We start from the raw sequence: 13,024 nt of genomic DNA, 5'->3' as shown, positions 1-13,024 counted from the left end.
GGGGCCTGTCACTCGGCGTTCAGTTCCGCCTGCTCTTCCTCGGTCAGTTGCAGTGCTTCGATCTGCTCTGGTGAAGGGGTTTGCTGTTCGTCCAGCTCATCGATCGGGTTGGCGTTCCAGCTGCCGATGTAGCCCATGGGGTGTCTCCTTGGTTGTTATTTGGATGTGCCGTTGCAGGCACGAGCCGAATCTAGGAGGGCAGTGATAGTGGGGTCAAAAATGTCGGGAGGTTTCCGTCGACGGCTTTTACCCGTGTCGAAATACGTACTGATAAATCGTCGATTGACGCTTCAGAAACAGCGGAGGGATGCGTTCTAACGGGTTTTGGCGCAGAACCAGTGAGAGAAGTGGGCACGTGGACAATAAGGATTGGCGTTGTTTTGTTTCCTGTCTTCGTCAGACGTTTCATCGCGAAGCCAAAGTAAAATCCCGTCTAAGGGGCTCGGTGACGTTGTGGCGTTATTGTGCGGTGACTTTTCGTACAGAGATGGAGAAAACACCGCACAAATCTGCCTGAAGGCTTTAACGCTTTGGCGCAAAAGCGGGGAATACCAGACTGAATACCGTCATTGCCCCCGGATGGCTTTGCACCTGAGCAGTGCCCTGATGCAGGCTCATGATCGAACGCACGATGGCCAGGCCCAGGCCGGTGCTGCCCTGTGAGCGGGTGCGGCTGCTGTCGACCCGGTAAAAACGGTCGAACAGATACGGCAGGTGTCGGGCTTCGATGCCTGCGCCGGGGTTGCTCACCCGCAGCGTTACCTGAGTCGGCGCCTGTTCGATGAACAGCGAAACGGTTTTACCGGGCGGGCAGTGGCGCAAGGCATTGGAGAGCAGGTTCGATATCGCCCGTTGGATCATCAGCCGGTCCCCCGAGACCCGAGCGCTGCCGACCACCTTGATGTGGATCTGTTTGTCTTGCGCTGACAGAGAAAACAGCTCGGCCACCCTGAGCGCCTCGTCCTGCAGCGCTATGGCTTCGAACGAAGCGTGTGCCATCGGCTGGCTGGCCTGGGCCAGAAACAGCATGTCCGAAACTATCCGCGCAACGCGTTCGAGTTCCTCGGTGCACGACACCAGCACATCCTTGTATTCCCCGACCGGGCGCTCCCGTGACAACGTGACCTGGGCCTTGCCCATCAGGTTGTTGATCGGTGTGCGCAGTTCATGGGCCAGGTCATCGGAAAACTGCGACAACTGCTGCACGCCGCTGTCCAGACGATCGAGCATGACGTTGATGCCGTGTGCCAGTTCGCTCAATTCCTGAGGCATGTTCACCCCCGAGAGCCGATGGTCGAGGTCCTGTGTGGTGACCCTGGCCGCCACCTTGCGAAACTCCCGCAGCGGCGCCAGTCCGCGCTGCACCGCGCCCCACGCGGTCAGGCCGATGAACACCAGCAGCAACGGCAGCGCGATCAGCGTCGAACGCAGATAGGCGCTGAGCAAGGCCTGGTCGTGGGCATTGTCCATCGACAGCAGCACCGGCACGCTGCTGCCGTCCTTCAGGCGAATCAGCTTCGAGGCGGTCAGGAACTTCACCCCGTTCTCATCGGCGCTGTCGCTGTAGGTCAATCGATCGCTCGTCAGCCGGAGCGCTTTCAATTCAATCCGTGGGTCCGTCAGTCCCGAACCGGACTTGAGCAATGGCGAGCGCAAATTGCCCCGGTCATAGATCGTCAGTGTCAGGTTGTCATGCCCCATGACCTGATCGAGCAGAATGTGCGGCTTGCCACTGACTTCATTGGCATCGACGTACAGCGACAGGCTGTGTTCGACCTGCGCCATCTTCTTTTCCAGGCTGTCCCGGGACAGCGCATTGAGCTCATGGGTCAGCGCGAAGTACGCGAGGATCGCCAGGAACACCACCAGCAGCGCACCGAGAATGCTGACGGTCAGGCCCAGTCGCAGCGACAGGCTGGCCGGCTTCATTCCCGGGCCTCCAGCACGTAACCCACACCGCGCAGGGTATGGATCAGCTTGCGGTCGAACGGGTCGTCGATCTTCGCCCGCAAGCGGCGGATCGAGACCTCGACCACGTTGGTGTCGCAGTCGAAATTCATGTCCCACACCAGAGAGATGATTTGAGTACGGGTCAGCACTTCGCCGGACTGACGCATCAGCAGATGCAGCAGGGCGAATTCCTTGGTGGTCAGGTCGATGCGCTGTTCGCCTCGAAAGGCCCGGTGGCGTCCCGGATCGAGTTCCAGGTCGGCGACCTTGAGCACCTGCGGTACCGGGATGTTTTCGCTGCGGCGCATCAGGGTGCGCACCCGGGCCAGCAGTTCCGGGAATTCGAACGGCTTGACCAGATAGTCGTCGGCGCCCAGATCCAGCCCCCGGATCTTGTCCGCCAGGCGGCCGCGTGCAGTGAGCATCATCACCCGGGTGGAGTGAGTACGACGCAGTTGTTCCAGCACGCTCCAGCCGTCGAGTTCCGGCAGGTTCACGTCCAGAATGATCAGGTCGTAAGACTGTTGCTGCGCCAGGTGCAAACCGTCAGCACCGTTGACGGCATGGTCCACGATATAACCACTTTCGGTCAGTCCCTGATGCAAGTATTCGGCAGCTTTACGCTCGTCCTCGACGACAAGGATTCGCATGATTTTTCACCACTTATATTTAATGGACATTTAATTAAGTTGGCCGGGAAAGTTGTTGTTTTTGTAAGGTCTTCCGGACCGTCTCTGTTATTGAATGGTGTGCAAGGTAAAGGCTGTAGTGGCTATAGAGTCAACGTTCGGGGCCTTTAAAACGGCCATCCGCGACAGCCTGTCGCAGGATGAGATCGAATTTTTCATGACTTCTGTTCAGGCAAGTGCTATTCGGCAGATAACTAATCCGTATTTGTTTCCATGTATTGCTATAACGGGATCCGAATCTGAAATCCTAGAGCAAAACAACTTTCATTAAACGTGGATAACGGATTTGTAATTTTCCAGTCACCTTGTCGATAAGTTCAAAACCCTACCGTGGCGCAATCAAAGATTCTTGATTGAAGGAAGTCTTCCATTGCCCGGTTTAATAGAACGGACGGCGCGCTCACGCCTGAAAAAAACCGCCAGCGGCCTCTTGTTGCTGGCCTGTACAAGCCTTGCCAGTGCATCGACCCTGACCCTGGATCAAGCCCTGAAAACCGCTTTCGCGGGTAACCCGGAGCTGGCCGCCGCGCAGTGGGAAATCGGCATTGCCGAAGGTGACCGCAAACAGGCGGGCCTGATCCCCAATCCCGAGGTTTCGTGGGAAGCCGAAGACACTCGGCGTCAATCGCGCACCACCACGGTGATGCTCAGCCAGCCGATCGAACTGGGCGGCAAACGTGGCGCCCGGATCGACGTCGCCAGCCGTGCGCAGGATGCCGCCGGCCTCGAGTTGGAGCGCAAGCGCAATGCTTTGCGCGCCGATGTGATTCAGGCGTTCAACGCGGCGCAAACCGCACAGCAACGTTTGCAACTGGCCCGGCAGTCGCTGCAACTGGCCGAGCACGGTTTGCGTGTGGCGCAGGGGCGGATCGAGGCGGGCAAATCGTCGCCGGTGGAGGGCACTCGCGCTCAAGTGCAGCTCTCGGAAGTACGCCTGGAGCTGAGCCGCGCCGAGCGTGATCTGGCCAATACGTACCAGCAACTGGCGCAGGTCATGGGCGCACCGTTGCCGACTTCGACCACGGTGCAAAGCACTGCTCGGAACCTGGCCAAGGTCCCGCCGCCCACTCGTTTGCTGGAGCGTCTGAACGAGACCGCTGAACTGCGTCTGGCGAAATTGCAGATCGATCAGTGCGAGGCATCGCTGGGGCTGGAAAAGTCCCAGCGGATTCCCGATCTCACCGTCAGCATCGGCAGCCAGTACAGCGAAACCGAGCGTGAGCGGGTCAACGTGGTCGGGCTGTCGATGCCGATCCCGTTGTTCAACCGCAATCAGGGCAATGTGCTGGCGGCGGCGCGGCGTGCCGATCAGGCACGGGACCTGCGCAACGCCACCGAGTTGCGCCTGCGCACGGAGATCCAGACCACCCTTGAGCAATGGCAGACCGCCAACGGCGAAATCCGGGCGTTCGACCAGACCGTCCTGCCCGCCGCGCAAAGTGCGGTGGACAGCGCCACGCGCGGTTTCGAAATGGGCAAGTTCGGCTTCCTCGACGTGCTCGACGCCCAGCGCACGCTGATCAATGCGCGCAGCCAATACATCCAGGCGGTGAGCGAGGCCACCGACGCCCGGGTCCGCATCGAACGCATTTTCGGCGACCTCGGTGACAACCGTTGAATTTCAATTTTCTGATCACTGCGCGATGCACGGCGCAGAGGAGTTTCCATGGATAAAAAACTGATCGTGGTCGCTGCGGCGTCCCTGGCGCTGGGCATTGGTATCGGCTCGATGTGGGCGGGCAACTCGGGCATCGATGCGCATGCCGATGAAGCCTCCGAGCATGCGGATCACGCAGAAGAGGGTACCGCTGCCGAAGGCGAACATGGCGAAGAAGGACACATCGAATTGACGGCGGAGCAGATCACGGCGGCAGGTATTCAACTGGCCGAAGCGAAGGCGCAGCGCATTAGTCTTGGCTTGCCGTTCCCCGGTGAAGTGCGTTTCGACGAAGACCGCACCGCGCACGTGGTCCCGCGGGTACCGGGGGTGGTCGAGTCGGTGTCGGTCAATCTCGGGCAGTCGGTCAAGAAGGGCCAGTTGCTGGCGGTGATCGCCAGTCAGCAGATTTCCGATCAGCGCAGTGAACAGGCCGCCGCGCAACGGCGCCTCGCACTGGCGCGTACGACTTACGAGCGCGAGAAAAAATTGTGGCAGGACAAGATCTCCGCCGAACAGGATTTTCTTCAGGCCCGTCAGGCCCTGGAAGAAGCTGAAATCGCTGTGAACAACGCTCGGCAAAAGATCAGCGTGCTCAGTGGCAGCGTGGTCGCCACCGGGGGCAATCGCTATGAACTGCGGGCACCGTTCGACGGTGTGGTGGTGGAAAAGCACCTGACGCCAGGGGAGGTGGTTGATGAAACCACGGCGGCGTTCACGCTCTCGGACTTGTCGCGGGTGTGGGTCACCTTCGGCGTTTCACCGAAGGACTTGAACAAGGTGCAAGTGGGCAAACCTGTCACGGTCAGCGCGGCGGAATTGAAAGCTGAAGTGACCGGCACCGTGGCCTACGTCGGCAGCCTGCTCGGCGAGCAGACCCGCACCGCGACCGTGCGCGTCACCCTGGAAAACCCGCAGGGTTCGTGGCGCCCGGGCCTGTTCGTCACCGCGCTGGTCGCCACCGACAGCCGTCAGGCTCAGGTCGCCGTACCGGAAGCCGCGATCCAGACCGTCGAGGACAAACCTACGGTGTTCGTGCGCACCGACGACGGCTTCAAGGCGCAAGTGGTGGAGCTGGGTGGTCGCGCGGCGGGGCAGGTCGAAGTCACCGCGGGACTTGCGCCGGGCGTGCAAGTGGCCAGCGACGGCAGCTTTGTCCTCAAATCCGAGCTGGGCAAAGCCTCGGCCGAGCACAGTCATTAATCGCGGAAGACTCCCATGTTCGAACGCCTGATCCAGTTTGCCATCGAGCAGCGCATCATCGTGCTGCTCGCCGTTCTGCTCATGGCCGGCCTCGGCATCGCCAGTTATCAGAAACTGCCAATCGACGCCGTGCCCGATATCACCAACGTCCAGGTGCAGATCAACACCGGCGCGGCCGGGTTCTCGCCGCTGGAAACCGAGCAGCGCATCACCTTCCCGATTGAAACCGCGATGGCCGGTTTGCCGGCGCTCGAGCAAACCCGCTCGCTGTCGCGCTCGGGATTGTCTCAGGTCACGGTGATCTTCAAGGACGGCACCGATCTGTTCTTTGCCCGGCAATTGGTCAACGAACGCCTTCAGTCCGCCAAAGAGCAATTGCCCGAGGGCGTGGAAGCGGTGATGGGGCCGATCTCCACCGGGCTCGGCGAGATCTTCCTGTGGACGGTCGAGACCAGGGAAGGCGCGCTGAAAGATGACGGCACGCCCTACACGCCGACCGATCTGCGGGTGATCCAGGACTGGATCATCAAACCGCAACTGCGCAACGTTCCCGGCGTGGCCGAGATCAACACCATCGGCGGTTTTGCCAAGGAGTACCAGATCGCGCCCGATCCGAAAAAACTCGCGGCCTACCGACTGACCCTCACCGATCTGGTGACGGCGCTGGAGCGCAACAACGCCAACGTCGGCGCCGGCTACATCGAGCGCAGTGGTGAACAATTGCTGATTCGCGCACCGGGTCAGGTGGCGAGCACCGAAGACATTGCCAATATCGTCATGGCCAATGTCGATGGCACGCCGATCCGGATCAGGAACGTCGCTACCGTGGAAATCGGTCGCGAACTGCGCAGCGGCGCCGCCACGGAAAACGGCCGTGAAGTGGTGCTCGGCACCGTGTTCATGTTGATCGGGGAAAACAGTCGCACGGTTTCCCAGGCTGTCGCTGCGAAGCTCGAACAGATCAACAAATCCTTGCCCGATGGCGTGATTGCGGTGCCGGTGTACGACCGCACGCATCTGGTCGACAAGGCCATCGCCACGGTGAAGAAGAACCTCGTCGAAGGCGCGATTCTGGTGATCGCGATCCTGTTTCTGTTCCTCGGCAATATCCGCGCTGCGCTGATCACGGCGATGGTGATTCCACTGTCGATGCTGTTCACTTTCACCGGGATGTTCAGCAACAAGGTCAGCGCCAACCTGATGAGCCTCGGTGCGCTGGACTTCGGCATCATCGTCGACGGTGCGGTGGTCATCGTCGAAAACACTCTGCGACGACTGGCCCATGCACAGCAGCATCACGGGCGATTGCTGACCCGATCCGAGCGTTTCCATGAAGTGTTCGCGGCAGCGAAAGAGGCGCGGCGACCGCTGATTTTCGGGCAGTTGATCATCATGGTGGTGTACCTGCCGATCTTCGCCCTGAGCGGCGTCGAAGGAAAAATGTTCCACCCGATGGCATTCACCGTGGTCATTGCGTTGCTTGGCGCCATGCTCTTGTCGGTCACCTTTGTGCCGGCGGCGATTGCGCTGTTTGTCACCGGCAAGGTCAAGGAAGAAGAGGGCGTGGTGATGCGCGGTGCGCGTCGCGTGTACGCACCGGCCCTGGCCTGGGTCATGTCCCGTCGCACGGTGGCGGTCGGTGCTGCGCTGGCGGTGATCGTGGTCAGTGGCGTGCTCACCAGCCGCATGGGCAGCGAGTTTGTGCCGAGCCTCAGTGAAGGTGATTTTGCCTTGCAGGCCCTGCGCGTTCCGGGCACCAGCCTCACGCAGTCGCTGGATATGCAGCAGCGTCTGGAGACGCTGATTCTCGATAAAGTGCCGGAGGTCGAGCGCGTCTTCGCCCGTACCGGTACGGCGGAGATCGCCTCCGACCCGATGCCGCCGAACATCTCCGACAGCTACGTGATGCTCAAACCAAAAGAGCAATGGCCGGACCCAGGCAAGTCCCGCGAAACCCTGATGGCCGAACTGCAACAGGCCGCCGCGACCTTGCCGGGGAGCAACTATGAACTGTCGCAGCCGATTCAGTTGCGCTTCAACGAACTGATCTCCGGTGTGCGCAGCGACGTGGCGGTCAAGGTGTTCGGCGATGACATGGATGTACTCAACGCCACGGCGGCGAAGATTGCCGTCGCGACGCAGAAGGTCAACGGCGCGTCCGAGGTCAAGGTCGAGCAAACCACCGGCCTGCCGGTGTTGACCATCAATATCGACCGCGACAAGGCCGCGCGTTACGGGCTCAACGTCGGCGATGTGCAGGACACCATTGCGGTGGCCGTTGGCGGGCAGAAGGCCGGGACGCTGTTTGAAGGTGACCGTCGGTTCGACATGGTGGTGCGGTTGTCCGATGCGATGCGCAAGGACCTTGATGGTCTGTCGGCGCTGCTGATTCCGGTGCCTGCCGTGAACGGCGCGACCAACCGGATCGGGTTTATCGCGCTCAAGGACGTCGCCAGTCTTGATCTGGTGCTGGGGCCGAATCAGGTCAGCCGCGAGAATGGCAAGCGCCTGGTAATCGTCAGCGCCAACGTGCGCGGGCGTGACATCGGATCGTTCGTCGCCGAGGCGGGCGAAGTGATCGAACGTGATGTGCAGGTGCCGGCGGGTTACTGGACCACCTGGGGCGGACAGTTCGAGCAACTGCAATCGGCGGCCAAGCGTTTGCAGATCGTGGTGCCGGTGGCGTTGCTGCTGGTGTTCGGACTGTTATTCATGATGTTCAACAACCTCAAGGACGGCTTGCTGGTGTTCACCGGAATTCCGTTTGCGTTGACCGGCGGGGTCATGGCGCTGTGGTTGCGGGACATTCCGCTGTCGATCTCGGCGGGTGTCGGGTTTATTGCATTGTCCGGTGTGGCGGTGCTCAACGGCCTGGTGATGATCGCGTTCATCCGCAACCTGCGGGAGGAGGGGCGTTCGCTGTCCGAGGCGATCAACGTCGGTGCGCTGACACGATTGCGACCGGTATTGATGACCGCGCTGGTGGCGTCGCTGGGCTTCATCCCGATGGCCCTGGCGACCGGCACCGGGGCCGAGGTGCAGCGACCGCTGGCAACGGTGGTGATCGGCGGGATCCTGTCCTCGACCGTTCTTACGCTGCTTATCCTGCCGGCGTTGTATCAGATTGCGCATCGCCGGGATGAGAACTCTGTTCCAACTGAGTAGTTGATCCCTTTTGTGGGAGCGAGCTTGCTCGCGAAAGCGGCCTGTCATCCAACTTATTAGTCGACTGACACGGCCTCTTCGCGAGCAAGCTCGCTCCCACAGTTTTTTGTATTGATTCATCAGGGCGGTGGCACATGACGGATATGTAATGTCGGCGCCACCGTCACGAAAGGTTCGGATTGTTACCTTGATCCCGTCAGTGACTTGAATGAGGAATCAACCATGAAACCTGTACAGATCGGTGCTTTTGTCGTCGCGTTGTTGTTGTCTTCCCTGGCGATGGCTGAAGGTGGCGGCGACCGCACCTTCGAGCGGATGATGACCAACAACGACCGCTCCATGGAGCTGTTCGTTGCCAAGGAAAAGGCTGGTAATCCTGTCGTCGTGAACGACAAGAAGGCCGAACAGACCCAAGACCTGTAAGCGAGCCTCCAGTGAATGAGCCCGTCATCGCGCATCGATGGTGGGCTTTTTTATGAGTCGTGTTTTGAGGGAAATGAATATGAAACTTCTAAAGCTGTTGGCATTCACCGGTGTCATGGCCATGTCTTTGAATGCGTTGGCCGAAGGCGGTGGCGACCGGACGTTCGACCGGGCGCTCAGTGCCAACGCCAAGGCCATGGAGCAGTACGCGGCGGCCCAGGGCAAGGCGGCGCCGGTGGTCAAGGAATACGAGTACGGAATGAAGCTGGACGTGAAGAAAGTGGTGAGTGTTGTACGGCCGAAAAACGAATGCGCCGTCGTGCCGGCCGCGATGACTTATGAAGACTCGAAAGGACAGCTCAACACCGTCACGTACAACGTCATGGGTAACTGTCGTCAGCAGGGGGGATAGCGCCTGTAGCGGCACAAGCGCCCGGTTCATGTTCAGTGAGCCGGGCTTTTTTCAGGCATAAAAAAGGCGCCCCGAAGGACGCCAAAAAATTCACCTCTTACCAAAGGAGCAAGGCGCTTCTAAAGGTGAATGTGTTGCTCGTGAAATTCAGAGAATCGCCAGCGGGTATTCGACAATCACCCGTACTTCATCCAGATCCGACTCGAACGCTGTGGCACGGGTGGTGGCCTGGCGCAGGCGCAGTGACAGGTCTTTCATCGAACCGCTTTGCACCACGTATTTGACTTCGATGTCACGCTCCCAACGCTTCTGGTCGGTCAGCGGATTGCCTTCGGCATCGCGGCGCATGTACACGGCGTTGGCGTTGGAATAATCGGCGTCGGTGCCGCGGGCATAACGGGTCATGAACGACAGGCCCGGCACGCCGTAAGTGGTCATGTCGAGGTCGTAGCGCACCATCCATGAACGCTCTTTCGGCGAGTTGAAGTCGCTGTACTGGATCGAGTTGTCGAGGAAGATCGAGTCGGACTGGCGCAGGTAATCGAAATCGTCGTTACCGCTGTTGCGCTGGTGGGAGAGGGCCACGGAATGGGCGCCGAGCTTCACGCCTACCCGACCGCTCCAGATGTTGTTGTCGAACCGGCCGAGCAGTTGTTTGCCTTCATCGACCGCCTTGTAATAGTTCAGGCCACCGAACAGCGACAGGTCATCCGACAGCGGATACGTCCAGGCGGTGCCGGCGTAGTACTGGTTCCAGGCATCTTTCAGGCGACTGGTGTAGAGGCTGAAACCGAGGTTTTTGTTCACCGCATAATCGCCACCGCCGTAAGCGATCCAGGGCGAGTTGACCGGGCCGGCATAGAAGGTCGCGAAGTTTTCGCGCATGTCGCTGGACACCGGCTGGCTCATGGCATGCAACCGTCCCCCCTGGATCGACAGGCCCTCAATGCTGGTATTGGTCGCTGTCACACCACGAAAGCTTTCCGGCAGCAGGCGCGAATCACCTGCTGCGACCATCGGGTTGGCCGGGAACACATCGCCGACTTTCACCACCGTATCGAAGGCCCGCACTTTGGCCGCACCACCGACCTTGGTGTATTCGTCCCGCGCTTTACCATCGCTGTCGACCGGCAACACATCGAACGAACTGCGGCCACCGTTGCGGCCGTCACCGGTATCGAGTTTCAGGCCGATCATCGCGAAGGCATCCACCCCGAACCCGACGGTGCCCTGGGTGAAACCGGATTCGAACTTGCCGATGACCGCATGAGCCCAGGCCTCGGAGTAACCATTGCCGGTGGGGCTGGACTGGCCGTTGCGGTGATCACGATTGAAATAGAAGTTACGGTTGAGAACCGTCAGGCTGCTGCCTTCGATAAATCCTTCGGGGTTTTCTTCTGCAAACACCGTGGACGGCGTGGCGCCGACGACCACTGCTAAAGCGGCCATCGATATTTTTGTGTTGTTAACCATCAATCACTCCTGGGTTCGGCAGAGCGGGAACGTGCTTCGGCGTGGGTTATATTGTTCGACGGGCAAGGGCCCGCCGGTTGGTCGCCGGGTGACATCGTTGCAGGCAGCGGATAACGGGGAGGTGATTGGGGGATTACAATTTTGTCAGGTGGGTGCGGGCGAAACTCACACAGGGTGGGTCTGACCGTTCCATGTATGCCGATGTGCGTTTCTACCTTTCGAAGATATCCAGCACGTCCTCTGGCAGAGAGGTATCGATGTCATTGGGAAGTGTGAGTTTGCCCTTCATGGTTCCGATCCGTTGGGCGCGCGTTTTTTTCAAGGTGACTTTGCCTTTGCGTTCTTTGGCTAATGCCTCGAGGCCGTTCATCAACTCTGAACAAATATCTCGCTTCATGGTTCCTGGCTCCACTTGATGGGCGACTTTCGAATTTAACGGCATAGGCCAACTGTGTGATGTCAGCCGTTGCTAATCGTATTGAAGGCAAATTCCTAAATAGGGGAGGGCATTGGAATAAATATCCCACAAACAAAAAACGGCACCCGCAGGTGCCGTTTCTGTTTGCAGCCATTCCAGCAGAGCAATCAGCCCGCCAGACCCGCCTGCTGAACCAGGGTCAGCAATGGTTGCGGGTAGACGCCGAGGAAGAACGCGACAACGGCGATGGCCAGCAGCATCACGCCGCCTGCCTTTTGTTCCCAGTGCAACTGGGCATCGTGGCGGCGCAGGTTCGGTTCGATCAGGTACAGGGTGACCATCACGCGCAGGTAGTAGAACACGCCGATGGCGCTGCCCAGTACCAGGGAACCGACCAGCCACCATTGGTGCGACTCGACGCCGGTGGCGATGATGTAGAACTTGCCGATGAAGCCCGCAGTCAGCGGGATACCGGCCAGGGACAGCATCATCACGGTCAGTACGGCGGTCAGGTACGGGCGGCGCCAGAACAGGCCGCGGTACTCGTACAGCGCATCGGCGTCGCGACCGTTGTATGGCGAGGACATCAGGGTGATCACGCCGAAGGCGCCGAGGCTGGTGATCACGTAGGTGACCAGATACACGCCGATGGCTTCCACCGCCAGACCCTTGCTCGCCACCAGTGCGATCAGCAGGTAGCCGAAGTGCGCGATGGACGAGTAACCGAGCAGACGCTTGAGGTTGCTCTGGGTCAGGGCCAGCAGGTTACCGAACAGGATCGAGGCGATGGCGATGATGGTCAGCACGTTGCTCAGAACACCACTGCTGGCGGCAGGGGAGATCTGGAACAGACGCACCATCACGGCGAACACAGCCACTTTCGAAGCGGTGGCCAGGAACGCGGCCACCGGTGCGGGAGCACCTTCGTACACGTCCGGCGTCCACAGGTGGAACGGTACCAGCGACAGTTTGAACGCCAGACCGATCAGCATCATGCCCAGGCCCAGTTGCGCCAGCGAGCTTGGCAGACCGGTCGCGGCCAGCGCCTGACCGATACCGACGAAGCTCAGGGAACCGGCGTCTGCGTACAGCAGTGCCATACCGAACAGCAGGAACGCGGAACCGGCGGCCGACAGCACCATGTATTTGATGCCGGCTTCCAGCGAACGCTTGTTGAAGAAGGCGTAGGCCACCAGACCGTAGACCGGCACCGACAGCAGTTCCAGACCGACGAACAAACCGGCCAGGTGCTGCGCGCTGACCAGAACCAGGCCACCGGCGGCGGCCATCAGGATCAGCAGGTACAGTTCTTCACGATTGCCCGGGTAACCCGAACCGCCATCGCCAAGGTAGGCGTGGGCGAGGGTGACGCAGGCGAGGGTGGCGACGAGGATCAGCGCCATGTACAGACAGGCAAAGGTGTCGATCTGCAGCAACGGGGTCACGGCCAGAGGTGCGACTTTCAGGGCCGGCAGGATCGACAGCAGCGCCAGGTTCAGACCCGCCACCGAAATCAGGAAGGTCTGCGAGTGGTTGCGGCGCCAGGCGATTGCCAGCATCACCACGATAATGGTGAGGCTGGTGATCAACAGTGGCGCTAGCGCAATAAAGTGTTGAATCGTGAATTCCATAGC

General features: G+C 60.0%; 11 protein-coding genes. 5 read left to right on the top strand and 6 right to left on the bottom strand.

Going from position 1 to position 13,024, the window contains the following annotated elements; genetic code table 11:
* Window positions 1–8: 8 nt before the first annotated feature.
* The 3 genes from BBF94_RS28225 to BBF94_RS06875 form a co-directional block, all read right to left on the bottom strand.
* Entirely contained in the window at window positions 9–137 is a 129-nt protein-coding gene (locus tag BBF94_RS28225) for a hypothetical protein (protein WP_260520089.1), read from the bottom strand.
* Between the two features lie 385 nt (window positions 138–522).
* Window positions 523–1,929 carry a heavy metal sensor histidine kinase gene (locus BBF94_RS06880; protein WP_065258293.1) on the bottom strand — a complete coding sequence of 469 codons (1,407 nt, stop codon included), beginning with the start codon at window positions 1,927–1,929 and terminating at the stop codon, window positions 523–525.
* Window positions 1,926–2,600 carry a heavy metal response regulator transcription factor gene (locus BBF94_RS06875; RefSeq protein WP_065258292.1) on the bottom strand — a complete coding sequence of 225 codons (675 nt, stop codon included), beginning with the start codon at window positions 2,598–2,600 and terminating at the stop codon, window positions 1,926–1,928. The genes BBF94_RS06880 and BBF94_RS06875 overlap by 4 nt, the downstream gene beginning before the upstream one ends.
* 409 nt (window positions 2,601–3,009) lie before the next feature.
* On the opposite strand from BBF94_RS06875, the gene BBF94_RS06865 reads away from it, so the two are divergent.
* The 5 genes from BBF94_RS06865 to BBF94_RS06845 all read left to right on the top strand — a co-directional run bounded on the left by BBF94_RS06865 (window position 3,010) and on the right by BBF94_RS06845 (window position 9,499).
* A complete protein-coding gene (locus tag BBF94_RS06865) occupies window positions 3,010–4,257 on the top strand; it encodes a TolC family protein (protein ID WP_065258290.1) in 1,248 nt (415 codons plus the stop codon).
* A 48-nt stretch (window positions 4,258–4,305) separates the two neighbouring features.
* Entirely contained in the window at window positions 4,306–5,499 is a 1,194-nt protein-coding gene (locus BBF94_RS06860) for an efflux RND transporter periplasmic adaptor subunit (RefSeq protein WP_065258289.1), read from the top strand.
* Between the two features lie 15 nt (window positions 5,500–5,514).
* Complete coding sequence (locus BBF94_RS06855) at window positions 5,515–8,664, top strand: CusA/CzcA family heavy metal efflux RND transporter (RefSeq protein ID WP_065258288.1); 3,150 nt, start codon at window positions 5,515–5,517, stop codon at window positions 8,662–8,664.
* 222 nt (window positions 8,665–8,886) lie between these two features.
* Window positions 8,887–9,087 carry a co-regulatory protein PtrA N-terminal domain-containing protein gene (locus BBF94_RS06850; protein ID WP_065258287.1) on the top strand — a complete coding sequence of 67 codons (201 nt, stop codon included), beginning with the start codon at window positions 8,887–8,889 and terminating at the stop codon, window positions 9,085–9,087.
* A 79-nt stretch (window positions 9,088–9,166) separates the two neighbouring features.
* Window positions 9,167–9,499, top strand: a complete 333-nt coding sequence (locus BBF94_RS06845) for a DUF2790 domain-containing protein (protein ID WP_065258320.1) — start codon at window positions 9,167–9,169, stop codon at window positions 9,497–9,499.
* A 147-nt stretch (window positions 9,500–9,646) separates the two neighbouring features.
* Here BBF94_RS06845 and BBF94_RS06840 read toward each other — a convergent pair whose 3' ends face one another.
* The 3 genes from BBF94_RS06840 to nuoN all read right to left on the bottom strand — a co-directional run bounded on the left by BBF94_RS06840 (window position 9,647) and on the right by nuoN (window position 13,021).
* On the bottom strand, window positions 9,647–10,972 hold the full coding sequence (locus BBF94_RS06840) for an OprD family porin (RefSeq protein WP_065258286.1): 1,326 nt from the start codon (window positions 10,970–10,972) through the stop codon (window positions 9,647–9,649).
* 211 nt (window positions 10,973–11,183) lie between these two features.
* Window positions 11,184–11,369 carry a hypothetical protein gene (locus tag BBF94_RS27055; RefSeq protein WP_082302375.1) on the bottom strand — a complete coding sequence of 62 codons (186 nt, stop codon included), beginning with the start codon at window positions 11,367–11,369 and terminating at the stop codon, window positions 11,184–11,186.
* A gap of 188 nt (window positions 11,370–11,557) precedes the next feature.
* Window positions 11,558–13,021 carry an NADH-quinone oxidoreductase subunit NuoN gene (gene nuoN / locus BBF94_RS06835; RefSeq protein WP_065258285.1) on the bottom strand — a complete coding sequence of 488 codons (1,464 nt, stop codon included), beginning with the start codon at window positions 13,019–13,021 and terminating at the stop codon, window positions 11,558–11,560.
* Window positions 13,022–13,024 lie beyond the last annotated feature (3 nt).

It is taken from the genome of Pseudomonas bananamidigenes, from assembly GCF_001679645.1.
GTDB lineage: Bacteria > Pseudomonadota > Gammaproteobacteria > Pseudomonadales > Pseudomonadaceae > Aquipseudomonas > Aquipseudomonas bananamidigenes.
Note: the sequence above shows the minus strand (reverse complement) of the source record. Positions and strands in the feature narration are given on the sequence as shown.

Coding starts and splice junctions, on each gene's coding strand:
- BBF94_RS06850 (WP_065258287.1), top strand. CDS start 8,887: ATGAAACCTGTACAGATCGGTGCTTTTGTCGTCGCGTTGTTGTTGTCT.
- BBF94_RS06860 (WP_065258289.1), top strand. CDS start 4,306: ATGGATAAAAAACTGATCGTGGTCGCTGCGGCGTCCCTGGCGCTGGGC.
- nuoN (WP_065258285.1), bottom strand. CDS start 13,021: ATGGAATTCACGATTCAACACTTTATTGCGCTAGCGCCACTGTTGATC.
- BBF94_RS28225 (WP_260520089.1), bottom strand. CDS start 137: ATGGGCTACATCGGCAGCTGGAACGCCAACCCGATCGATGAGCTGGAC.
- BBF94_RS06875 (WP_065258292.1), bottom strand. CDS start 2,600: ATGCGAATCCTTGTCGTCGAGGACGAGCGTAAAGCTGCCGAATACTTG.
- BBF94_RS27055 (WP_082302375.1), bottom strand. CDS start 11,369: ATGAAGCGAGATATTTGTTCAGAGTTGATGAACGGCCTCGAGGCATTA.
- BBF94_RS06880 (WP_065258293.1), bottom strand. CDS start 1,929: ATGAAGCCGGCCAGCCTGTCGCTGCGACTGGGCCTGACCGTCAGCATT.
- BBF94_RS06855 (WP_065258288.1), top strand. CDS start 5,515: ATGTTCGAACGCCTGATCCAGTTTGCCATCGAGCAGCGCATCATCGTG.
- BBF94_RS06840 (WP_065258286.1), bottom strand. CDS start 10,972: ATGGTTAACAACACAAAAATATCGATGGCCGCTTTAGCAGTGGTCGTC.
- BBF94_RS06845 (WP_065258320.1), top strand. CDS start 9,167: ATGAAACTTCTAAAGCTGTTGGCATTCACCGGTGTCATGGCCATGTCT.